Origin of the sequence: Paracoccus broussonetiae (assembly GCF_031854425.1) — a bacterium.
GTDB classification, from domain to species: domain Bacteria; phylum Pseudomonadota; class Alphaproteobacteria; order Rhodobacterales; family Rhodobacteraceae; genus Paracoccus; species Paracoccus broussonetiae.
Genome location: NZ_JAVRQI010000009.1, coordinates 67,771 through 91,091 on the forward strand (window position 1 = coordinate 67,771; position 23,321 = coordinate 91,091).

At 63.0% G+C, this 23,321-nt stretch carries 21 protein-coding genes and 1 tRNA gene; 14 read left to right on the top strand and 8 right to left on the bottom strand.

Annotated features, from left to right (window positions below):
* Positions 1 to 2 precede the first annotated feature (2 nt).
* A complete protein-coding gene (rho, locus tag RM190_RS12725) occupies positions 3 to 1,274 on the bottom strand; it encodes a transcription termination factor Rho (RefSeq protein WP_311759827.1) in 1,272 nt (423 codons plus the stop codon).
* A gap of 120 nt (positions 1,275 to 1,394) precedes the next feature.
* Positions 1,395 to 1,844 (bottom strand): CopD family protein, encoded by a 450-nt coding sequence (locus tag RM190_RS12730; RefSeq protein ID WP_311759828.1) that lies wholly within the window; start codon positions 1,842 to 1,844, stop codon positions 1,395 to 1,397.
* A gap of 548 nt (positions 1,845 to 2,392) precedes the next feature.
* Here RM190_RS12730 and RM190_RS12735 point away from each other — a divergent pair.
* The 11 genes from RM190_RS12735 (at position 2,393) to RM190_RS12785 (ending at position 16,027) form a co-directional block, all read left to right on the top strand.
* On the top strand, positions 2,393 to 3,634 hold the full coding sequence (locus tag RM190_RS12735) for an aromatic ring-hydroxylating oxygenase subunit alpha (protein ID WP_311759829.1): 1,242 nt from the start codon (positions 2,393 to 2,395) through the stop codon (positions 3,632 to 3,634).
* Entirely contained in the window at positions 3,634 to 4,710 is a 1,077-nt protein-coding gene (locus tag RM190_RS12740; RefSeq protein WP_311759830.1) for a hybrid-cluster NAD(P)-dependent oxidoreductase, read from the top strand. The genes RM190_RS12735 and RM190_RS12740 overlap by 1 nt, the downstream gene beginning before the upstream one ends.
* A 142-nt stretch (positions 4,711 to 4,852) precedes the next feature.
* Positions 4,853 to 7,936: a formate dehydrogenase-N subunit alpha gene (gene fdnG, locus RM190_RS12745; protein WP_311759831.1), complete on the top strand. Its 3,084-nt coding sequence runs from the start codon at positions 4,853 to 4,855 to the stop codon at positions 7,934 to 7,936.
* Positions 7,933 to 8,922 carry a formate dehydrogenase subunit beta gene (gene fdxH / locus RM190_RS12750; RefSeq protein WP_311759832.1) on the top strand — a complete coding sequence of 330 codons (990 nt, stop codon included), beginning with the start codon at positions 7,933 to 7,935 and terminating at the stop codon, positions 8,920 to 8,922. The genes fdnG and fdxH overlap by 4 nt, the downstream gene beginning before the upstream one ends.
* A complete protein-coding gene (locus RM190_RS12755) occupies positions 8,922 to 9,608 on the top strand; it encodes a formate dehydrogenase subunit gamma (protein WP_311759833.1) in 687 nt (228 codons plus the stop codon). The genes fdxH and RM190_RS12755 overlap by 1 nt, the downstream gene beginning before the upstream one ends.
* A 27-nt stretch (positions 9,609 to 9,635) precedes the next feature.
* Positions 9,636 to 10,544, top strand: a complete 909-nt coding sequence (gene fdhE / locus RM190_RS12760) for a formate dehydrogenase accessory protein FdhE (RefSeq protein ID WP_311759834.1) — start codon at positions 9,636 to 9,638, stop codon at positions 10,542 to 10,544.
* Complete coding sequence (gene selA / locus RM190_RS12765; RefSeq protein WP_311759835.1) at positions 10,544 to 11,881, top strand: L-seryl-tRNA(Sec) selenium transferase; 1,338 nt, start codon at positions 10,544 to 10,546, stop codon at positions 11,879 to 11,881. The genes fdhE and selA overlap by 1 nt, the downstream gene beginning before the upstream one ends.
* Positions 11,878 to 13,803, top strand: coding sequence for a selenocysteine-specific translation elongation factor (gene selB / locus RM190_RS12770; RefSeq protein WP_311759836.1), 1,926 nt, complete (start codon positions 11,878 to 11,880; stop codon positions 13,801 to 13,803). Before selA ends, selB begins: the two co-directional genes overlap by 4 nt.
* A gap of 7 nt (positions 13,804 to 13,810) precedes the next feature.
* Positions 13,811 to 13,906, top strand: a tRNA-Sec gene (locus RM190_RS12775).
* A 20-nt stretch (positions 13,907 to 13,926) separates the two neighbouring features.
* The gene (locus RM190_RS12780; protein WP_311759837.1) at positions 13,927 to 14,982 is read left to right on the top strand and encodes an aldo/keto reductase; all 1,056 of its coding nucleotides are present in this window, start codon (positions 13,927 to 13,929) and stop codon (positions 14,980 to 14,982) included.
* Positions 14,983 to 15,061: 79 nt separating this feature from the next.
* Complete coding sequence (locus RM190_RS12785; protein WP_311759838.1) at positions 15,062 to 16,027, top strand: NAD(P)H-dependent flavin oxidoreductase; 966 nt, start codon at positions 15,062 to 15,064, stop codon at positions 16,025 to 16,027.
* 22 nt (positions 16,028 to 16,049) lie between these two features.
* Here RM190_RS12785 and RM190_RS12790 read toward each other — a convergent pair whose 3' ends face one another.
* Positions 16,050 to 16,853, bottom strand: a complete 804-nt coding sequence (locus RM190_RS12790) for a response regulator (RefSeq protein WP_311759839.1) — start codon at positions 16,851 to 16,853, stop codon at positions 16,050 to 16,052.
* Between the two features lie 92 nt (positions 16,854 to 16,945).
* Between RM190_RS12790 and RM190_RS12795 the strand changes: the two genes are divergently transcribed.
* From RM190_RS12795 to RM190_RS12805, 3 genes are read left to right on the top strand one after another with little or no spacing between them, the layout of a single operon-like run.
* Positions 16,946 to 17,092 (top strand): NepR family anti-sigma factor, encoded by a 147-nt coding sequence (locus tag RM190_RS12795; RefSeq protein ID WP_311759840.1) that lies wholly within the window; start codon positions 16,946 to 16,948, stop codon positions 17,090 to 17,092.
* A 6-nt stretch (positions 17,093 to 17,098) separates the two neighbouring features.
* Positions 17,099 to 17,686: an RNA polymerase sigma factor gene (locus tag RM190_RS12800; RefSeq protein WP_311759841.1), complete on the top strand. Its 588-nt coding sequence runs from the start codon at positions 17,099 to 17,101 to the stop codon at positions 17,684 to 17,686.
* Positions 17,687 to 17,697: 11 nt separating this feature from the next.
* Positions 17,698 to 19,482, top strand: a complete 1,785-nt coding sequence (locus RM190_RS12805; protein ID WP_311759842.1) for a sensor histidine kinase — start codon at positions 17,698 to 17,700, stop codon at positions 19,480 to 19,482.
* Here RM190_RS12805 and RM190_RS12810 read toward each other — a convergent pair.
* From RM190_RS12810 to RM190_RS12830, 5 genes are all read right to left on the bottom strand, one after another.
* Positions 19,479 to 20,357 carry a YihY/virulence factor BrkB family protein gene (locus RM190_RS12810; RefSeq protein WP_311759843.1) on the bottom strand — a complete coding sequence of 293 codons (879 nt, stop codon included), beginning with the start codon at positions 20,355 to 20,357 and terminating at the stop codon, positions 19,479 to 19,481. The genes RM190_RS12805 and RM190_RS12810 overlap by 4 nt on opposite strands.
* Positions 20,358 to 20,412: 55 nt before the next feature.
* The gene (gene dnaQ, locus RM190_RS12815) at positions 20,413 to 21,144 is read right to left on the bottom strand and encodes a DNA polymerase III subunit epsilon (RefSeq protein ID WP_311759844.1); all 732 of its coding nucleotides are present in this window, start codon (positions 21,142 to 21,144) and stop codon (positions 20,413 to 20,415) included.
* Positions 21,137 to 21,733, bottom strand: a complete 597-nt coding sequence (gene coaE / locus RM190_RS12820; protein WP_311759845.1) for a dephospho-CoA kinase — start codon at positions 21,731 to 21,733, stop codon at positions 21,137 to 21,139. Before coaE ends, dnaQ begins: the two co-directional genes overlap by 8 nt.
* Complete coding sequence (locus RM190_RS12825; RefSeq protein WP_311759846.1) at positions 21,730 to 22,581, bottom strand: shikimate dehydrogenase; 852 nt, start codon at positions 22,579 to 22,581, stop codon at positions 21,730 to 21,732. The genes coaE and RM190_RS12825 overlap by 4 nt, the downstream gene beginning before the upstream one ends.
* Positions 22,582 to 22,747: 166 nt before the next feature.
* Positions 22,748 to 23,194 (bottom strand): RrF2 family transcriptional regulator, encoded by a 447-nt coding sequence (locus RM190_RS12830; protein WP_311759847.1) that lies wholly within the window; start codon positions 23,192 to 23,194, stop codon positions 22,748 to 22,750.
* Positions 23,195 to 23,321: the final 127 nt, after the last annotated feature.

Consider the following 23,321-nt stretch of genomic DNA (forward strand, 5'->3'; position numbering starts at 1 on the left):
GGTCAGGCGTTCATCGATTCGAAGAATTCGCTGTTGCTTTTGGTCTGCTTCAGTTTCGAAAGCAGGAACTCGATGGCGTCGGTGGTGCCCATGGGGTTCAGGATCCGGCGCAGAAGATAGGTTTTCTGCAGATCGCGCGCTTCGACGAGCAGTTCCTCTTTCCGCGTCCCGGATTTCAGGATGTCCATGGCCGGGAAGACGCGCTTGTCCGCAACCTTGCGATCCAGGACGATCTCGCTGTTACCGGTCCCTTTGAATTCTTCAAAGATGACTTCGTCCATGCGCGAGCCGGTGTCGATCAGCGCGGTCGCGATGATGGTCAGCGAACCACCGTCCTCTATGTTCCGTGCCGCACCGAAGAAGCGCTTCGGCCGCTGCAATGCGTTCGCATCGACACCACCCGTCAGGACTTTGCCCGAGCTAGGGACCACGGTGTTAAACGCCCTACCAAGTCTTGTGATCGAATCGAGAAGAATCACAACATCTCGCTTATGCTCGACCAGCCGCTTGGCTTTTTCGATGACCATTTCCGAAACTGCAACGTGCCGGCTCGCGGGTTCGTCGAAAGTCGAGGAGATCACCTCGCCCTTCACCGAGCGCTGCATGTCCGTGACCTCTTCGGGGCGTTCGTCGATCAGCAGGACGATCAGATAGCACTCGGGATGATTCTTCTCGATCGAATGCGCGATGTTCTGCAAAAGCACGGTCTTGCCGGTCCGCGGCGGCGCAACGATCAGCGAACGCTGGCCCTTGCCGATCGGGGCGACCAGGTCGATGATGCGGGCCGAACGATCCTTGATCGTCGGATCCTCGATTTCCATCTTGAGCCGCTCATTCGGGTAAAGCGGGGTCAGGTTGTCAAAGGCGACCTTGTGGCGCGCCTTCTCGGGATCTTCAAAGTTGATTCGCTCGACTCGGGTCAGCGCGAAATACCGCTCATTTTCTCCCGGTGCGCGGATGACGCCTTCGACAGTGTCGCCAGTGCGCAGTGAATGCTGGCGGATCATTTCCGGGCTGACGTAGATGTCGTCCGGACCCGGCAAATAGTTCGCTTCGGTCGAACGAAGGAAGCCGAATCCATCTTGGACGACTTCAAGAACACCGTCGCCACCGATATCCCATCCCTCTTCGGCATGTTCCTTCAGGATCGAGAACATCATCTCGCCCTTGCGCATGGTCGAGGCGTTCTCAATCTCCCACTCTTCGGCCATGGCCAGAAGGTCGGCAGGGGTTTTCGCCTTGAGATCGGCCAGGTTCAGACGTTCTTCGCTCATATCATGTCCATGGACGCGGCGGATCAGCGGATCGCGGCACGATGGTAATTGTGAATGGAAAGCGGCCGCCGGACGACGGTTGAACGCTCAGATAGGGAGAATCCTCCCTTGAGTCAATTCTCAGAACTTCAGAATGACCGACAGAACGATCACGACCATCAAGATCGTCGGCAATTCGTTCATCATCCGATAGCGCCTGCCGGTCAGTCCCTGCCCCGCCTGAAGCAGCCGACGCTGGCCTGCAAGCCACATGTGAAACCAGGTCATTGCGATCACACCGACGGCCTTGGTCCAGGGCCAGGCCATTGACCAGTCGACGATTCCCGGGGTTGCGACCAGAAGCAGCCCGGCAATCCAGGTCAGGATCATGGCAGGCCGCATGATCAGGCGCAGAAGCTTGTCTTCCATGATCGCGAGAGACGCTGCCGGCTCTGCCTCGCCGTTGCGGCCCCGCTCGGCGTGATAGACGAACAGCCTTGGAAGATAGAACAGGCCCGCCATCCACGACAGCACTGCCATGATGTGAAGGGACTTCACCCATGGGTAGGACAGGGCAAGCAGATCGGTCATGGGATCACCTCCGGACGAATGCTCCTCTCTCTTAAATAGTCGTAAAGATAAAGAAGGATGATGTAGTTATTGGGCCTGTGGATGACTGGAAATCAGTGTTTCACGCCCGAAATCCCCAAAATTTATGATTGGGGAAAACTGAAACGTAAACGTTTGATTAACAATTTTATCATTCAAAGACAGATAGTTAGAGAAAGACAGTCTGTGGATAAATTTGTGAAAAGTTGATTCACTCACAGGCTGTGGAGAAGGTGCGGGAAGTTCTCGACATGTGGAGAACCTGGCCTGGTTCCCGATGCGTTCCGGGCTGGCATCCACAGGCTCTATTTGTCCGAATTGATTCCCACAGATTCGCCCATCTGAGTCGCACCCGATTCCTCCACAGGGTTATTCCCACTGGTCTCAGGCCGTCTGACGGCAAGTGGCGGTCACGTGTCACGCAACGTCAGAATTCGTCGTCGGGATGTCGCATTTGGTGGATTGCGGCGACGTGATCCGGTGCAAATCTCGCGTGAAGGACGCCCTCTCCAGCCACCGGAAACCCAGCCATGCTGAACAATGCCGAAATTCTGTCCCAGCTTGCCAGCCGTCCGGGAAATTACTCCCTGACCCGCGACCTTTACTGCGATCAGGGGGCCTTCCAGGCGGACCTTGAGCAGATCTGGTACAAGGAATGGCTTTTCGCCATTCCGTCCTGCGAAATCCCTAAGACCGGCAACTACGCGACGCTTCAGGTCGGCGCCTATCCGGTCCTGATCGTGCGAGGCGGCGACGGCAAGATCCGCGCCTTCCACAATGTCTGCCGTCATCGTGGACAGCGGCTGTGCTCTAAAGCCACGGGCTCGACCGCGAAACTTGTCTGCCCCTATCACCAGTGGACCTACGAACTGGACGGCAAGCTGCTTTACGCCCGCGACATGGGCGATGACTTCGATGCCTCGAAATTCGGATTGAAGACCGTGCATTGCGTCGATCTGAACGGCATGGTCTTCGTCTGCCTTGCACAGGTGCCCCCGGCGATCGGCGAGCTTGCGAAAAGCTTGATTCCCTATCTTGCGCCGTCAGGCCTGCTGGCCGATGCCAAGGTCGCCCATTCCTCGACCATCGTGGAAAAGGGCAACTGGAAGCTGGTGATCGAGAACAACCGCGAATGCTATCACTGCAGCGGCTCTCACCCGTCTCTGTGCCGGACCTATTCCGACAACCCGCTGATGACGGTGATGGAAGGGCCGAATGCCGCCTCGCCGGAAATTCTCGCCCATTGGGACCGCTGCGACAAGGCGGGGATGCCCGCGCGCTTTGTCAGCCAGGCGGACATGCAATGGCGGCTGGCACGGGTGCCGCTGCTTGACCACGCGGAAAGCTTTACCATGTCGACGAAATCGGCGGTGACGCGACTGATGGGTGGCATGCCCTGGGCCGACGCGGGCAGCCTGATGTTCTATCATTTCCCGTCCAGCTGGAACCACTTCCTGGCGGACCATGCGATCGTCTTCCGCCTGCTGCCGATCAGCCCCACTGAAACAGAGGTTACGACAAAGTGGCTGGTTCACAAGGACGCGGTCGAGGGCAAGGACTATGATCTTGAAAAGCTGACCGAGGTCTGGCTTTCCACCAATGATGAAGATCGCCGCGTGGTCGAAGAAAACCAGAACGGCATCCGGTCCCCCGCATATGAACCCGGGCCCTATTCCAAGACGCAGGAAGAAGGGGTGATCCACTTCGTCGATTGGTATGTCTCGTTGATGAAGAACCGCTTGAACCCGGCCCCGGCGATGGCGGCGGAATAATGGCGGTTCTGGTCAAGGCCTTCGGCGACCGCCCGTGGAAGGACGACGAGCCGCTGGAATGCGCAATGGTGGTGCCCGAGACGCAGGACACCGCCACCTTCACCTTCCGCGCACCGTCGGGGTCCTATTTCGACTATCAGCCGGGACAGTTCGTCACGTTGGACCTGCCGGTTCCCGGCGGGAACGTCCAGCGCACCTATACGATCAGTTCCAGCCCGTCGCGGCCCTTGTCGATCTCGATCACGGTCAAGGCCCAGCCGGGCAGCCAGGGTGGGCGCTGGATGCTGGACCACCTGCGGCCGGGGATGAAGCTGAAAGCCTTCGGCCCGGCCGGGATTTTCAGCTTTATCCGGCACGAGGCCCCGAAATACCTGTTCATCTCGGCCGGATCGGGCGTCACGCCGCTGATGTCGATGACAACATGGGCCTGGGACTCAGGCGAGATGCCGGACATCGTCTTTGTCCACGCGGCCCGCAGCCCCAGCGAGATCATCTTTCGCCAGCGGCTTGAGCAGATGGCGGACCGGGTGCCCGGTCTGCAACTGCGCTTCACCATCGAGGATGCGGATCCTTTCCGCACCTGGCACGGCTATCGGGGTCGTCTCAATCAGATCATGTTGGGCCTGATGGCCCCCGATTACCTTGAACGCGAGGTCTTCTGCTGCGGGCCCGAGCCCTTCATGCAGGCGGTGCGCGACATGCTGGTCGCGCTTGGCTATGACATGGAGCATTATCATCAGGAAAGCTTTGGTGCTCCCGTCAGGAACGAGGCCGAGGCACCGGTTCTGGACGACGTCATCCCGGACGAGACGAACCAGGCGCAGATCACCTTTGCCAGTTCGGGAATCATCGCGAAATGCGCCGAAACCGACACTGTCCTCGGTGTCGCCAAGTCGCAGGGTCTGAACATTCCGTCGGGCTGCACCTTCGGTCTTTGTGGTACCTGCAAGATCCGCAAGATCTCGGGCGACGTGCACATGGTCCATAACGGAGGCATCACGGACGAAGATATCGAGCAAGGCTATATCCTGGCCTGTTGCTCTCATCCCATCGGGGCCGTGGCAGTCGAAGTCTGATCTCGCTCTTCTCTATTATTTTCATCTGGTTAGTGTGAAAGCCCCCGGTTTTGCCGGGGGTTTTTGCTTTGCTTGACAACTCGCTTCTCCAAGAGTCATGCTGATCCTACCTATCCATTTGACAGGCAAAATAGGAGGCACGATGAACATCGACCTCTCACGCCGTGGCTTTCTGAAGCTGGCGGGTGCGGGTGTCGCGGCAACCTCACTCGGGGCAATGGGATTTGGGGACGCGGAAGCTGCCGAACAGGCGCACGTACGCGCATTCAAGCTGGCCTCGACCACGGAAACCCGGAACACCTGCACTTATTGCTCGGTCGCCTGCGGCATCCTGATCTATTCCAAGGGCGACGTAGCGGCGGGTGAAACCGCCCAGGTCGTCCATATAGAGGGCGACGCGGATCACCCGACCAATCGCGGAACGCTTTGCCCCAAGGGCGCGGCGCTGAAGGATACGGTCCTGTCGGCAACCCGGCTGACCGTTCCCCGCATCCGCCGCCCCGGCAGCGACCGGTTCGAGGAAATTGCCTGGGAAGAGGCGCTGGACAAGATCGCCCGCGCGCTTAAGGACGACCGCGAGGCGAATTTCGTCCAGAACAACGATGCCGGCGTGCCGGTCAATCGCTGGGTTTCGACCGGCTTCCTGGCCGCCTCGGCCACCACGAATGAAACGGCCTGGCTGACCTACAAAGTGGTCCGGTCGCTGGGAATTGTCGGTTTCGATAACCAGGCGCGCGTTTGACACGGCCCCACGGTGTCCAGTTTGGGCCCGACCTTTGGCCGCGGAGCGATGACCAATCCATGGACCGACATCAAGAACACTGACCTCGTGATCGTCATGGGCGGCAATGCCGCCGAAGCCCATCCCTGCGGCTTCAAATGGGTGACAGAGGCCAAGGCCCATCGCGGCGCAAAGCTGATCGTCGTTGACCCTCGGTTCACGCGCACGGCCTCGGTCGCGGATTACTATGCCCCGATCCGGCCGGGATCGGACATCGCCTTCCTGATGGGCATGATCAACTGGATGATCCAGAACGACAAGGTCCAGTGGGAATACGTCAAGAACTTCACCAACGCGGCCTTCATCGTGAAGGACGAGTTCGGGTGGAGTGACGGGCTTTTCACGGGCTATGATCCCGAGAAGCGCGATTATGACAAGTCGAGCTGGGATTACGTCATCGGCGATGACGGCTTCGCGCAGGTCGACATGACCCTGCAGAACCCGCGCTGCGTCTGGAACCTGCTGAAAGAGCATGTCTCACGCTATACGCCGGAACTGGTCGAACAGGTCTGTGGCACGCCCAAGGACCGCTTCCTGAAGATCGCCGAGATGATCGGGGAATGTTCGGCCCCCGACAAGGCCATGACTTCGATGTATGCGCTTGGCTGGACACAGCACTCCAAGGGGTCGCAGAACATTCGTGGCATGGCGATGCTGCAGCTGATCCTGGGCAATATCGGCGTCCGAGGCGGCGGGATGAACGCCTTGCGCGGGCATTCCAACATCCAGGGTCTGACCGATATCGGCCTGATGTCGAACCTGATCCCCGGCTACCTGAACATCCCGACCGAGAAGGAAGCCGACTGGACGACCTACATGTCCAGCCGCGCCTTCAAGCCGCTACGACCGGGCCAAACCAGTTACTGGCAGAACTATCCCAAGTTCATGGTCAGCTTCATGAAATCCATGTGGGGCGACGCGGCGACGGTCCAGAACGACTGGGCTTATCACTACCTGCCCAAGCTGGATGTCCCGACCTATGACATCCTGCGCATGTTCGAGCTGATGGACGAAGGAAAGATCACCAACTATTTCTGCCAGGGCTTCAACCCGCTGCTGTCCTTCCCCAACCGGGCGAAATTGACCTCGGCGCTGGCCAAGCTGAAGCTTCTGGTGGTCATGGATCCGCTGGAGACCGAGACCGCCCATTTCTGGGAGAACCACGGCGAATACAACGACGTGGACCCGGCCTCGATCCAGACCGAGGTGATCGAGCTTCCAACCACCAGTTTTGCCGAGGACGATGGTTCGCTGGTGAATTCGGGCCGGTGGCTGCAATGGCACTGGGCGGCATCGACCCCTCCGGGCCAGGCCAAGCGCGACACGTGGATCATGTCCCAGCTGTTCCTGCGGCTGAAGAAACTCTACCAGGAAGAAGGCGGAACCTTCCCCGACCCGATCCTGAACCTGACCTGGGACTATGCCGATGAGAACGAGCCCACGGCCGAGGAGCTGGCGAAGGAGCTGAACGGCAGGGCGCTGGGGGATGTCCATGATCTGGTGGACACCGGCAAGCTGTTGACCGCGAAGGGCAAACAACTGCTGAACTTCAGCCAGTTGCGCGACGACGGCTCGACCATGTCTGCCTGCTGGATCTATGCCGGCTGCTGGACCGAGGACGGGAACAACATGGCCCGCCGGGACAATACCGATCCCGACGATACCGGCCTGTTCCTGAACTGGAGCTTCTCGTGGCCGCTGAACCGCCGGATCCTTTACAACCGGGCTTCGGCGGACATGCAGGGCAAGCCTTGGGATCCCACGCGCAAGCTGATGGAATGGAATGGCGAGAAGTGGGTGGGCTACGACATCCCCGACATCTCGCCCACCGCCAAGCCGGATGCGGTCGGTCCCTTCATCATGAACCCCGAAGGGGCATCGCGGCTGTTTACCCGCGGCCTGATGCGCGACGGGCCCTTCCCGACGCATATGGAACCCTTCGAGTCGCCCATTGCGAACGTCTTCAATCCAGAAATGCGCGGCAACCCGGTGGCGCGGGTCTTCGTCAAGGACGCAGAGCAATTCGCCACCAGTGACGAGTTTCCCTTCGTGGCGACCTCTTATCGCCTGACCGAGCATTTCCACTATTGGACCAAGCACAACCGCATCAACGCGGCCCTGCAGCCCGAATTTTTCGTCGAGATCAGCGAGGAGTTGGCCGCCGAAAAGGGCATCACCAAGGGCGGCACCGTTCGGGTGTGGTCGAAGCGCGGCGAAATCACCGCCAAGGCGGTGGTGACCAAGCGCATCCGGCCGCTGCAATGCGGTGACAAGCTGGTCCATGTGGTCGGCATCCCGCTGCACTGGGGCTTCATTGGCGCCGCGCGCAAGGGGTTCGGGCCAAACAGCCTGACCCCGTTCGTGGGTGATGCGAACGTGGAAACGCCTGAATTCAAGGCGTTTCTGTGCAATATCGAACCGGCGAAGGGCGAGGTGGTGTCATGACCATGGATCCGAACCTCGACAGTCCGCGGACGGCGGTCTCGAACCCGCCGATCCAGCCGATGACCGCGAACCTGGGCGTGGGCGATGTCGTCCGCGCCTCGGCCATGCCCGACCTGCCCAAGCCCGAGCGAGAGCTGACGCCGGTGGCAAAGCTGATCGACGTATCGAAATGCATCGGCTGCAAGGCCTGCCAGTCGGCTTGCGCCGAATGGAACGACACCTCGCCCGAGATCGGCCACAATGTCGGGGTCTATGACAATCCGCATGACCTGACGCCGGACATGTTCACGCTGATGCGTTTCAGCGAGTTCGACAATCCCGAAACCGGCAATCTGGAATGGCTGATCCGCAAGGATGGCTGCATGCATTGCAGCGATCCCGGCTGCCTGAAGGCCTGCCCGGCACCGGGCGCCATCGTGCAATATTCGAACGGCATCGTGGATTTCATCCACGAGAACTGTATCGGCTGCGGCTATTGCATCACCGGTTGTCCCTTCAACATCCCGCGTGTCAGCAAGGTCGACCACAAAAGCTACAAGTGCACCCTGTGTTCCGATCGCGTGGCCGTGGGACAGGGGCCAGCCTGTGCCAAGGCCTGCCCGACCCAGGCCATCGTCTTCGGCACCAAGGAGGACATGATCGAGCATGCGAACACGCGCGTTGCCGATCTGAAATCGCGCGGCTTCGAGAATGCGGGGATCTATGATCCGGAAGGCGTCGGCGGCACCCATGTCTTCTATGTCCTGCACCACGCGGACCAGCCTTCGCTTTACGCGAACCTGCCCGAAGATCCCCGGATCTCGCCTGTGGTGCGCGGTTGGAAGGGTGTGACCAAGACCGTCGGGCTTGCCGTGATCGGCGCGGCGGCGGTCGGCTCGATCCTGCATGGCCTGTTCGCGCGTGCGAACAGCGTCTCGCAGCAGGAAGAGCAGGAGGCCGAGCACCTTGTCGAAAGCAGCCTGCCCCCCGGAAAGGAGAGTCTCTGATGGAGAAGCGGCTCTACTCCCAAAGCGGTGACCATATCGAAACCGTCGCGCCGGTTACGGTCAGCCGCTATCGCGGCTTCACCCGCGCCAATCACTGGGTGACCGCGATTTCCCTGATCGTGCTTCTGCTGTCGGGTCTCTCCCTGTTCCACCCCGCGCTTTACTTCCTGACCGGGCTGTTCGGGGGCGGCCAGGCCACGCGCTGGCTGCATCCTTTCGTGGGGATCCTGCTGTTCTTCAGCTTCTTCGTGCTGTTCGCCCAGCTTTGGAAACTGAACCTGCCCCGCCCCGAGGATCGCACCTGGGTGGCGAATATCGGCGAAGTGGTGAAAGGGCACGAGGAACGGCTGCCCGAACTCGGCAAGTACAATGCCGGGCAAAAGGGCGTCTTCTGGGCGATGTCGGGTCTGATCATCGTGCTGATCGTTTCCGGCGTGATGATCTGGGAGGAGTACTTTCCCGACCTTGTCTCGCTGCCCGTTCGACGCTGGGCGATGCTGGTTCATTCTCTGGCGGCGGTACTGATCATCCTGACCTTCATTGTCCATGTCTATGCCGCCTTCTGGACGCGGGGCACGCTGCGGGCGATGACGCGGGGCACCGTGACCGGCGGGTGGGCCTGGCGGCACCATCGCAAATGGTTGCGGGAACTGGCTGGACGTGAAGGTCGCGGTCCGGCAGAGTGACCCGGACGCAGGCCCAGTCAGGACACCATGACTTCAAGCTTGAAACCCGATCCTTCCATGATCGGCGGCGTCGCCAAGGTTCCCCTGGCGCGCCTTCCTGATCCGGAAACCCTGTTCGCAACCAGGGCGGGGCGTTTCGATTTCCTTGCCCAGCACAGTCCGAACCTCGCGCCTTACCTGAGATTCCTGGGCGACGTTTCGCGTGCGCAGGCGGCGCTGGCCCAAGAACTGCCGCGTCCCGATCCGCTGCCTCCGGCGAGGATCGAACTTGCGCGATCAAGCCGGATGCCGCCGCTGGATCGGCAGGGGATGCGTGCCGAGCTTGCCCCCGTGCTGACCGCGCTTTGCCGGAAACTGGCCGACAGTCCGATGCCCGAACCAGCGCGATTGGCCCTGCAGGCACTTCAGGATGCGCCGCCTGCGGATCTGGATTGGGTCATGGGCAATGTCCTGGCCGATGACATTCCTCCGGACGCGATCGCACCCCATATTTTCGCCGCCGCGGCCCTGCAGGTCCATGCCGCGATGCTGGCCTCGACGCTTCACGTGGAACAACTGGTAGCGATCCGAACCGGCACATGCCCTGCATGTGGCGGTCGACCGGTGGTCAGCATGGTAACGGAAAATATCGGGGCTGAAGGCGCGCGATACTGTTCCTGTGCAACCTGCCAGACCCTGTGGAACGAGGTTCGGGTGAAATGCACCTGCTGCGGTTCAACCAAGGGGATTACCTATCGCTCGGTCGAGACCGAGGAAGCGACCGTCAAGGCCGAGATCTGCCGCGAATGTTCGCATTGGGTGAAGATCCTTTACCAAAACAAGAACCCCACCCTAGAACCGGTCGCGGATGACGTCGCAAGTCTTGGGCTGGACCTGATGATGCGAGAGACGGAATGGACGCGCGGGGGCTTCAATCCGTTCATGATGGGATATTGATGTCGGATCTGCGTGCGCTGCCTTCCGTGGATCGCCTGCTTGCCGATTGCGATGCGCTGATCAGAGCCCATGGCCGGTCCGTCGTGACAGAAGCGATCCGTGCCGAGCTTGCGACGATCAGGACATCGCGGCCCGATCCCCTGCCTGACAGCCAGCGGATCCTTGGGACGGTTACGGCCAGTTTGCAGGATGCGGCGCTGTCGCGCCTGCGGCCGGTCTTGAATCTGACCGGGACCGTCCTGCACACCAATCTTGGCCGCGCCATTCTGGCCGATACCGCGGTCGAGGCCGCGACGGCCGCCATGCGCGCGCCTGCCGCGCTGGAGTTCGAACTTGACAGCGGGGGCCGAGGTGAACGCGACAGCCACCTGCGCGGACTTCTGTGCGAACTGACCGGGGCCGAGGATGCGACGGTCGTCAACAACAACGCCGCTGCCGTCCTGATCGCGCTGAACACGCTGGCCCGTGGGCGCGAGGCCATCGTCTCGCGTGGCGAGTTGATCGAGATCGGGGGCGCCTTCCGCATGCCTGCGATCATGGAACAGGCGGGCTGCCGCTTGCGCGAGGTCGGGACCACCAACCGGACCCACGCCCGTGATTACCGCGAAGCGATCGGTCCGGATACCGGGCTGCTGATGAAGGTCCACACCTCGAATTACCGGATCGAGGGGTTCACCAGCCAGGTTCCTGCCCCCGAACTGGCCGGAATCGCCCGGCAGGCCGCGCTGCCGATGCTGAACGACCTTGGCTCGGGCACGCTGGTCGATCTGTCCCGCTGGGGGATCTCGCCCGAGCCGACGGTGGCGGCCGCGATTGCCGAGGGTGCGGATGTCGTCACATTTTCGGGCGACAAGCTTTTGGGCGGTCCTCAGGCGGGGTTCATCCTGGGCAGGCGAGAGATCATTGCCGCGATCAACAGGAACCCGCTGAAGCGCGCCCTGCGCATGGACAAGATCCGCATCGCCGCGACCGAGGCGACACTGCGCCTTTACCGCGATCCCGACCGCCTGGCCGAGCGCTTGCCAACCTTGCGTCTTTTGTCCCGGTCGGAAGCCGAGATCCGGGCACAGGCGGAACGGCTGGCCCCGCTGGTTGCGGCCCGGCTTGGTTGTCGCGTGCAGGTGATCGCTTGCGCCAGCCAGATTGGCTCTGGCGCGCTGCCCACCGAGACGCTTGCCAGCGCGGGCCTGGCGCTGACGCCCTCGCCCGATGGCCTGGCCGAGCGGCTGCGCCGCCTTGCGGTTCCGATCATCGGTCGCATCCATGATGGTGCGCTGATCCTGGACCTGCGCTGCCTGCCCGAGGACAAGGCACTGCTTGACGCGCTGCCTGTATGATCGTCGGAACCGCCGGTCATATCGACCATGGCAAGACCGCGCTGGTCCGCGCGCTGACGGGTGTAGACGCCGACCGGCTGGCCGAGGAAAAGGCACGGGGGATCACCATCGACCTTGGCTTTGCCTATGCCGACCTGGGCGCGGGGACCGTCACCGGCTTTGTCGACGTTCCGGGGCATGAGAAATTCGTCCACACCATGCTGGCCGGGGCTGGCGGGATCGATCTGGCGCTGCTGGTCGTGGCGGCTGATGACGGCATCATGCCCCAGACCAGGGAGCATCTGGCAATCCTGGATCTGCTGGGCATCCGCCGCGGCGTCGTCGCGTTGACGAAATCTGATCTGACAGATGCGGCGCGGATCCAGATGCTTGCCTTGGAGATCGATGCGCTGCTGACGCCGACCGGGCTGGCGGGGGCCCCGATCATCCCCGTGTCGTCCATGTCGGGGGCGGGAATCGACGCATTGCGGCAGCGCTTGGCCGAGGCCGAGACTGCGACCACCGCCCGCGCCACCGATGCCCGATTTCGGCTGTCAATCGACCGCAGCTTCACCCTGGCGGGCGCAGGAACAGTGGTCACGGGAACCGTGCTTTCCGGTCAGGTCAGCGTCGGGGACCAGATCACCATCAGCCCCCTGGGTCTTGCCGCGCGCGTTCGGGGCATCCACGCGCAGAACCGCAAGGCAGGGCAGGGACTTGCCGGGCAGCGCTGCGCGCTTAACCTTGCGGGCGACGGGGTCGCGCGCGACGCAATCTCGCGCGGGGATGTGGCGCTTGATCCCACACTTCACGCGCCGACCGACCGGATCGACGTCCTGATGCGGGCCCTGCCGTCCGAGCCGAAGCCGTTGACGACATGGTTCCCTGCCCGGCTGCATGTTGGCTCGGCCGATCTTGGCGCCCGCATCGTGCCCCTTTCCGAAGACCTGATGCCGGGTGCCGAAGGGTTGGCGCAGATCGTGCTGGACCGGCCTTTGGCCGCGACCGTGGGCGACCGCTTCATCCTGCGCGACGTTTCGGCGCGCCGGACCATCGGCGGCGGGCAGATCGTGGATCTTCGCGCACCCGCCCGTCGCCGGGCCCGTCCCGAGCGGCTTGCCGTCCTGCATGCCATGGCCCTTCCCGACGCTGCGGCTGCGCTGGCTGCACTGGGGCAGATTGGGCTTGTCGATATCCAGAGCTTCGCGCGGGACCGTGCCCTGTCGGCAGAGGAGGTCCAGACGGCGCTTTCGACGTCGGGCCTTCAGGTGATCGCCGGGACGATACAGGCGCTGGCCCCGGAACGCCTTGGCGCCTTGCGCGCGCAGGCGCAAAAGGTCCTGGCCGATTTCCACAATGACAATGCCGACCTGCAGGGATTGGGTCGCGAAAGGCTGCGTCTTGTGTTGGAGCCGCGCCTGCCGAAGGCGGATTTCGCGGCCTTTCTGCGGGCCGAGGCCGAGGCGGGCCGGATCGCCCTTGATGGCGCCTTCCTGCGCCTGCCGGGCCACCTGCCCCGGCTTTCACCGCAGGACGAAGCCATCCTTGACACGATCCTGCCACGCCTTGAGGGGGCCGAGCGTTTCCGTCCGCCGCGTGTCCGCGACTTCGCCAGCGAGCTTGACCAGGATGAGGCAGAGCTGCGCCGCCTTCTGCGCATGGCCGCGCGTCAGGGCCGGGTCGACCAGATCGCTCATGACCATTTCTTTGCCCGCGCAACCACGGTCGAGATGGTGGGGATCATCCGTGACATCGCCAAATCCAGCGATGACGGCTGGTTCACTGCGCCCACCTTTCGCGATCAGGTGCAAAACGGGCGCAAAGTGGCGATCCAGATCCTCGACTTCTTCGACAGGCTCGGCCTAACCTTGCGGCGGGGCGATTTGCGGCGCATCAATCCGCACCGGATCGACCTGTTCACGCCGGACAGGTCGGACGGATGAGCCATTTGGAAGAGAATCGTCCCCGGTGGGGCGGCCGGACTTCAAATCCGGTTGGGGCAGCGAGCCTGTCCCGGGTGGGTTCGACTCCCATTCTCTTCCGCCAATTCTGACGAAAGGCATTCGATGCAACGTGTGACGCTTGGCACCAGCGAGGTTACGGTCAGTGCCGTGTCGCTGGGGACCATGACCTTTGGCAACCAGACCGGCATGGCCGACGCCCATGGACAGATGGACATGGCGGTCGGAGCCGGGATCACTTTCCTTGATACCGCCGAGATGTATCCTGTAAATCCAGTCCTGCGTGAAACCGTGGGCCGGACCGAGGAGTTCATCGGGGCCTGGCTGGCCGAACGCGGCGGGCGCGACAAGGTCGAGATCGCGACCAAGGTGGCCGGTCCCAGCGACAAGGTGCGCCACGACGGCTATGACGGGCGCATCATCCACCAGACCATCGATGCCTCGCTGAAGCGGCTGCACACCGATTACATCGACCTGTACCAGCTGCATTGGCCGGTCCGGGGCAGCTATGCCTTCCGCCAGAACTGGCACTATGACCCGCGCAAGCAGGACCGCCAGAAGACGCTGGACCATATGGCCGACGTGCTGGAGGCGCTGGCCGACGCAGTGAAGGCGGGCAAGGTCCGCGCCTTTGGCCTGTCGAACGAATCCGCCTGGGGCACCACGCGCTGGATCGACACCGCATCCCGCGTCGGCGGACCGCGTGTCGCGGCGATCCAGAACGAATACTCGCTGATGTGCCGCCTTTACGACACCGACATGGCCGAGGTGGCGGTGAACGAAAGTGTCACGCTGCTGGCCTATTCGCCGCTGGCCGCCGGTCTTCTGACCGGCAAGTATCGCGAAGGGGACGAACCGGATGGCAGCCGCGCCTTTGTCGACAAGGCGCATGGCGGGACCGGCGATCTGGGCGGGCGCAGGACGCGGCGGGCGGTCGAGATCGTCGGCGCCTATCACGCCTTGGCCCGCGAACTGGGGCTGGACCCGATCCACATGGCGATCGCCTTTACCCGGCAGCGGCCCTTCGCCTGCATCCCGATCATCGGGGCGACCAGCCGGGCCCAGCTTGATCATCTGCTGAAGGGGATCGATCTGGTTCTGACGGATGAGGCCTTGAAGCGCATCGACCGTCTGCATCACGAGAATCCGATGCCCTACTGAAGCGGACGCCACGGAACCGTTGGCAGCGCCGGGCGGCTTGTGCAACCTGCCGCCCGATGCTGACCACCGAGGAGACGTCATGCTGCCCCCCATTCTTGCCGGCCTTCGGATCCCGGTCGTGGCCTCGCCGATGTTCATCGTGTCAGGGCCGGAACTGGTCATTGCGCAATGCAAGGCCGGGATCGTCGGCAGCTTTCCGGCGCTGAACGCCCGCGAGAAAGATGGCGACCCGATCCTTCTTGACGCCTGGCTGACCCGCATCAGCGAAGAACTGGATCGCCATAACCAGGCCAATCCAGATCATCCCGCCGCGCCCTTTGCCGTGAACCAGATCGTTCACCGCAGCAATGCGCGGCTCGAGCGGGACATCGAAATCTGTCATCGCCACCGGGTGCCGATCTGGATTACCAGCCTTGGCGCCCGGCCCGAGGTGAACGCCGCCGCCCATGATTGCGGCGGTATCGCGCTTCACGACGTCATCACCAACACCTTTGCCCGCAAGGCCATCGACAAGGGCGCCGACGGGCTGATCGCGGTCGCCGCGGGCGCGGGCGGCCATGCCGGCCAGCAATCGCCCTTTGCCCTGATCCAGGAAATCCGCGCCTGGTTCGACGGGCCACTGCTGCTTTCCGGGTCGATCGCGACCGGACGCGCGGTCCTTGCGGCGCAAGTCATGGGCGCGGATCTGGCCTATATCGGCAGCCCCTTCATCGCCACGGCCGAGGCGAATGCACAGCCCGACTACAAGCGGATGATCGTGGAAAGCGGGGCCGAGGACATCGTGAACTCCAGCCTGTTCACGGGCGTCCACGGCAACTATCTGGCCCCGTCGATCCGCAATGCCGGGCTTGACCCGGAAGCACTGGACACGGCCGATGTCACGACCATGGACTTTGGGGGCGCGGCCAAGGCCAAGGCCTGGAGCCAGATCTGGGGGTCGGGCCAGGGGATCGGGGCAATCCGCACGGTAGAACCCGCGGCCATGCTGATCGATACCCTCGCCCGGGATTATGCCGAGGCGAAGCGCGCGGTTTGCGCGGACTGACTGGGAATAAGGCCGGGCGCGGTCAGGCCGCGCTCAGCCCCTCGGTCGAGGCGAAGAACATCGCCTGGCTGACCGCCGAACGCACCTGTTCTTCCGAATAGGGCTTCGAGATCAGGAAGGCCGGTTCCGGGCGGTCGCCGGTCAGCAGCCGTTCCGGAAAAGCGGTGATGAAGATCACCGGCAGGTCGCCCAGATCCGAGATCAGCTCGTTCACCGCCTCGACCCCCGAGGAGCCATCGGCAAGCTGGATATCGGCCAGGATCAGGTCCGGGCGACGTTCATGCGCCAGCTCGACCGCGGCCTTGTGGGTGCGAGCGATCCCGGTGACTTCATGGCCCATCGCCAGAACGATGCCCTTGAGGTCCATGGCGATGATGGTTTCATCCTCGATCACCATGACCTTGCCCGACAGCGTGTTGCTCATTTCGGACAGGGCGATCTGGACCAGCTCCTCGGCCTCGGGCTGCTCGACCTGCATGACCTTTGCGATCTGGTCATAGCGCAACTCTTCGATCGTGCGCAGCAAAAGTGCCTCGCGCGAGTTCGGGGTCAGCTTGCGCAGATGCGACTGGGCGCGCGCCTCTTGCGGGGTCTGGCCTTCCAGTTCGACCGGCTGGCCCGAGCTTTGCCAGATGGCGTGAAAGGTGCGGAACAGGGAAAGCCGCGTATCATCGCCAGCCATCAGGCCGCGATCCGAAAGAATGGCTTCCAGCGTTGCGGCGGCATAGTTGTCGCCTGCGGTCTGGCTGCCGGTCAGCGCGCGCGCATAGCGCCGCAGGTAGGGCAGTTCGCGACTGATCGATTGGGCCAGATCTGCTGCTGTCATGTCGTCCTCAGAAATGCGTATTTTCGTGGAACCTGATTGGATACGTAACGGTTAGGCACAGTGCGCACAAGAATTTCGGGAATAACTTAAATATGAATATCAGGCGAGAGGAACGCAAAAAGGTCGCAATCGAGAAGCAGATCGATGAAAACCTGAAGCGTGTGTATGAACAAGACTCGACCCAGAAAATTCCCGACAGGTTCCTGGAATTGCTCGACAAGTTGCGCGAGCAGGAGTGATTGCGCATGACCGGAAAGACCAAGGCCACGCGCGCTTCGGATCATGGCGATCCGCGAGATGAACTGGTGAACCACCTGCCGGCGCTGCGCGCCTTTGCGCTGTCGCTGACCCGTGAAGGGGCATCGGCCGACGATCTGGTCCAGGATACCATCGTCAAGGCGTGGACCCATATCGAGAAGTTCCAGCCCGGGACCAACCTGCGCGCCTGGCTGTTCACCATCCTGCGCAACACGTTCTATTCGGCCCGTCGCAAGACCCGGCGCGAAGTCAGCGATTCCGACGGCATCCATGCCGCAAGGCAGGCCGCGCGCCCCGAACATGACGGCCGCCTTGCGATGAACGACTTCCGCAACGCCTTCAAGAAACTTCCCGATGAGCAGCGCGAGGCGCTGATCCTTGTCGGTGCATCGGGATTTTCGTATGAAGAGGCAGCCGCCATGACCGGCGTTGCCGTGGGCACGGTCAAATCCCGGGCCAATCGCGGGCGCCGCCGGCTTGCTGAGCTGTTGAAGCTTGAGGAAGGCGAAGAGCTGGAAATGACCGATCGCGCGACCCTGGCCGTCATGGCGCAAAACATCCCCATGATCCGTTAAGGATCCCTCTCGTGCTGCGCCGGTTTCTGGAGAGGCCCGAATTCATGAAAGGGCTGGGGTTCCGTCTGGGCGGGCTGCTGTCGCTGGCGATCCTGCCGATTGGCCTGATCTCGGTCATCCAGACCCTGCATCTGTCGCGCGAGTACGAACGGTCATCCGAAATCGGCCTGCTTGGGCGGACGGCAACCGCGGCGGCGGGCGAGCGCGCGCTGCTGCAAAGCGCGCTTGGCACCGCCGACGCACTTGGGCCTGCGGTGTTGGAGACGATGAATGATCCCCGCGCCTGCGCGGACATCATGCGCGGCTTCGTTCAGCGATCGGTCAACTTCGCCTATGCCGGGTTTACGCGGCTGGACGGGGCTACGCTGTGTTCCTCGGCGCCGGGCCTCGATGACGTGACCGACGATCCGGCCTATCGACTGTTCGTCGAAAGCCCCGGCACGCTTGTCACCACCAGCAATGTCGGGATGGAGGGGGATTCGTCATCGATCGTGGTGATCCAGCCGCTTTATCGGGGTGCTGAGCTGCTGGGCTATATCGCCGTCGCCATGTCTCACGACATGCTGCGGTCGACGCATGTGGCGGGGCTGGGGCCGGAAAGCGTGCGGGTTCTGACCTTCAACAATCTGGGCCAGGTTCTGACCGGCGGTCAGGGCGTCGATGGCCGGATCGAGGATCTGCTGCCGCGCGGCAAGACCCTGCCTTCGCTTTTGTCGCGCAGCGAGACGACCTTCAGCGATTATTCCGCGACGGGCGAGCGGCGGGTGTTCAGTGTCGTGCCCGTGGTTCCGGGGCTGGTCTATGCGATGGGGTCGTGGACCCGGTCCGAACTGGGTATCGCAGGGATCGACCAGACGCGCCGCGCCGCGCTGATCTTGCCCCTGATCCTGTGGGCGGCATCGCTGGCGGTGGCCTATTTCGCGGTCTATCGGTTGGTGCTGCGCCACATCCGCGAATTGCGCGGCCAGATGCGCCGCTTTGCCATTGGCGACCGCTCTGCCCCGCCACCGGTCCTGCAGGATGCCCCGGCCGAGATCGCGGACATGAGCCAGACATTCCACAACATGGCCCGCATCCTGATCCGCGACGAGGACGCGATGGAGGCGTCGGTCAACGAAAAGACCGTGCTGCTGAAAGAGGTCCATCACCGGGTCAAGAACAACCTGCAGCTTATCGCCTCGATCATCAACATGCAGATCCGCATGATCGATCACGAGGATGCGCGGCGGGTGCTGCGCTCGGTTCAGGATCGCGTCGCCTCGCTCGCCACGATCTATCGCAACCTTTATCAGGCCGAGCATCTGGATTCGGTCGAGGCCGACCGGCTTATCAGCGACATCATCAACCAGATGGCCAATGCCTCGATCTCGCCGGGATCCGGGCTTCAGGTCAGGACCGACCTGGACAAGCTGGTGCTGATGCCGGATCAGGCCGTGCCCCTGTCACTGCTGGCGACCGAGGCATTTACCAACGCGCTGAAATACGCCGGTGCCGTAGATGGCGAGGCGCCCTGGGTCCGCGTCGGGCTGCACAGCATCGGCCAGGGAGAGGCGTTGCTGGAGATCGTGAATTCGGTCGGCAGTTCGGCCGCGATGGCCGAAGGGACTGGACTGGGCAGCCAGCTGATCGAGGCTTTTGCGACTCAGCTGGAGGGCAGCGCCGAACTGGATCAGGGGCCGGGGCATTTTGGTCTGCGTTTGCGCTTCCGCGTCGATCCGGTGCAGCGTCGGCCGCTGGGAATGGATGCGCAGGGCGTGATCCTGACCTCGGCGGCACGGCCCGGTTCGCGTCACTAGCCCTTGTCTGCGGCAGCCTTGCGGGCCTCGCGCCGGATCTTGCGGGCCTGCGCGATACGGCGATGCCGCGCCAGCTCAAGGTTGATAAGCGCACCCAGCATGACCGAGAAGCCCCCCAGATAGAACCACATCAGCAGCGCGATCACTGCCCCGATCGAACCATAGATGCGGTTATAGCTGTTGAAGTTGTTCAGGTAGACCGAGAACCCGTAAGAGGCCATCGCCCAAGCGAGCGCGGCGAAAATCGAACCCCAGGTGAAGATCGGGGTGCGCGGCGTCTTCACGTTCGGGCCATAGCGATACATGATCCCGATCACCACCAGCACGATGGCGAAGATCGCGACCCAGGGAACCGACCCGATCATCCAGTCGCGCAATGGCACGTCCGGCAGCAGGTTGAAGGCCAACGGCACCACCACGATGACCGCAAGTCCCAGGCCGACGACACCCACGATGCCCAGCGTCAGGACATAGGCCAGAAGGAAGCCGAAGATGGTGGAATGCGACCGCACGCCATAGGCCGCGTTCAGCCCGCGCACCAGCGCATCCACACCCGCGCGGGCCGAGATGGTGGCGACCAGGAACGAAATCCCGGTCGCCCAGCCAAACTGCGTCCGTCCCGCCGCGATCAGAGAGTTGATCTGGCCATAGATGATGTCCGCCGCGCCCGAAGGGATGAACTCGTCGGCGGTATGGACATAGGTCTCGATCAGCTGGGGATCATACCACACGCCCCAAAGTGCAAAGAGGACCGCCAGGCCCGGAAAGACCGCGAACATGGCATAGAAGGCCACGCCCGCCGCAATCAGGCTCATGTGGATCTTGTCCATCCGCTCGAAAAGCGCGTTGATGAACTGCCATGCGTCGCTCAGCAACAGACCGTCCTCATCCGGTTATGTCCTTTCCCGGCGTGGGAAAGGCGGGTTGGGCCTAGGCCGCGGCACCGGCCGGTTGGTAACGCAGCCACAGCGCCTTTTCCCCCATCTTGCCGACAAAGGCGGCATGGGCCTCGGCCTCGGCCTCGGTCAGGCGCGGGGCAAGGGGCCGTGGCCTTGCACTGCGCGGTGCCGCGACCGCCCCGGTTCCCGCCCCTGCGGTTCCTTGGGCCTGGCCGGCGCCCGCCGGACCCTCCAGCACCAGTCCCGGCTGACGGCCACCCCGCAGCGCAAGATAGACCTCGGCCAGAAGCTCGCTGTCCAGAAGCGCGCCGTGCAGTGTGCGGTTCGAGTTGTCGACACGGAACCGCCGGCACAGCGCATCCAGCGAGTTCTGGGCGCCGGGAAACATGCGCCGGGCCAGTTCAAGCGTGTCGATCGCTCGGCCATAGGGCATCACCGCATGACCCGCGCGGCGCAGTTCGGCATTCAGGAATTTCATGTCGAACTGGGCGTTGTGGATGACCAGCCGGGAATCCTCGCCGATGAACTCGACGAAATCTCGGGCCACCGTCGCGAAGACCGGCTTGTCGCGCAGGAAATCGTCGCCAAGGCCGTGCACCTCGAACGCTTCCTGCGGCATGGATCGTTCGGGGTTGATATAGACATGGAAGGTCCGCCCGGTGGGCAGGTGGTTCATCAGCTCGAGCGCGCCGATCTCGACGATGCGGTCGCCGGTTTCGGGGTCGAAGCCCGTGGTTTCGGTATCCAGAACGATCTCACGCATGGGGCCTTCCTGCCATGATCCGGTCGCAGATGTCCATGATCGCTGCCTGCGCCCCCTGACGCGTGATCGAGGGGATGATGAAATCCGCACGCTTGCGCTTTTCCGCGTCGGGCATCTGGCGGGACAGGATCATGCGGAAGCTGTCCTCGGTCATGCCGGGGCGGGCCAGCACGCGGTCACGCTGAAGCTCGGCCGGGGCCGAGACGACGGCGACGGCATCCATCGCACCCTCGCTGCCCTTTTCGTAAAGCAGGGGGATGTCCAGAACCACGATGGGCGCGGCATGGTGGCGCTGCAGGAAGTCGCGGCGGTCCTCGGCGACAAGCGGATGCACGATCTCCTCCAGCCGGGCGAAGCCCCCGGGATCGGCGGCCAGCGCCTTGCGCAGCGCCGTGCGGTCGATGGCGCCCGCCTGCGCGACACCGGGAAAGGCGGCCGCGACCGGGGCGACGGCCGCGCCACCTGCGGCATACAGGCGGTGGACGCTGTCATCGGCATCCCAGACCGGGTGACCCAGCTGGCGGAACATTTCGGCGGCAGTCGATTTGCCCATGCCGATCCCGCCGGTCAGGCCCAGCACGAAGCTCATTCCAGAACGGCCCGGCGCAGGTCGTCGTCAACCTCGGGACGGTGGCCGAACCAGCGCTCGAAGCCCGGCGCGGCCTGATGCAGCAGCATCCCCAACCCGTCCACGATCTGGCATCCCCGCGCCTGGGCCTCTTGCAGGAAGGGCGTCATCAGGGGGGTATAGACCAGATCCGTGACCAGCGTTTCGGGGCTGAGCGCATCCATTGGGATGCGCAGCGGCGGCTTGCCGTCCATGCCCATCGAGGTCGCGTTGACCACGGTCACTGCATCCTCAAGCATGTTGCCGGCCTGTGCCCAGTCATAGACGACGACCTTGGCGCCGAATTCGGCCCGGATCTGCTCGGCCCGGATGCGGGTTCGGTTCGCGATGCGCAACTCGGTCACACCGCTTTCCAGAAGCGAGGCGACCACGGCCCGCGCCGCGCCCCCTGCCCCGATCAGGGCAGCCGGGCCGACATCCGGGATCCAGTCCGGCGCATGCTGCCGGATATTGGCGATGAAGCCATAGCCGTCGGTATTGTCGGCATGGATCTTGCCGTCGGGTCGGAAGATCAGGGTGTTGGCGGCCCCGATCAGCGCGGCGCGGTCGGTGACGACATCGGCCAGCGCGAGCACGCTTTCCTTGTGCGGAATGGTGACATTCGCGCCGACGAAGCCCATGCGCGGCATGGCGCGCAGCACCTCGGCCAGGTGCTCGGGCAGGACCGGCACCGGAATGTAATGGCCTTGGATCCCGTATTTCCGCAGCCAGTATCCGTGCAGACGGGGCGAGCGCGAATGCGCGATCGGCCAGCCGAGGACGCCGGCAATCGGGACGTTGCGGGGGCTTTGGGTCTGGGAATCCGGCATGATCGATCAGGCGCTTTCGGGCTTCATGTGACATGGCCCGCCGGACGGCGGGCGATCCTCGGACGAGAAGTGCCGCCAGCGCCTTTCCGGGTCAAGCTGCATCCGGAAACAGCTCCGGCCAGCATGGCAGAAAGGCAACCTTTCCGGCGGCTTGGCTCCTCCGCCGTCAGGCCACGCCCATTTCGGGCAGGCCACCTTCCTCGACCAGATCGGCAAGGGTCAGAGACTCGATCAGCAGCAGATAGGACCAGAAGACCTGACCGAACATCTTGCGCAGGCGGCAGCTTGCCTCGTCCGGGCAATCCTCGCAGCGCTGGTACGAACGGCGCGACAGGCAAGGCAGCGGCGCGATCGGACCATCGACCTGGCGCAACAGCTCTCCGATCGAGATTTCCTTGGGTTGCTTGATCAGGATATAGCCACCCGCGCGTCCGCGCCGCGAGCCGACATAGCCCGCATTGCGCAGTTCCAGCATGATGTGTTCCAGAAAGCGCTTGGGCGCGCCGGAGCGCTGCGCGATCTCTTCGATCGTCAGCGCGCTTCCGCCTGCGGCCACTTCATCGGCAAGCGCCATCAGTGCCTTGATGGCATATTTGGTTTTCTGCGAGATCATAGAAAATCAATAGTGATCGCCACGCGCGGTTGCAATCGTTTCGCCGGTTTATCGGGCGTGCAGATTGCATGGAACGCAGGACTATCGTCAAAGCGTTATAATTCTGACACATTGCGCGCGCATTCCT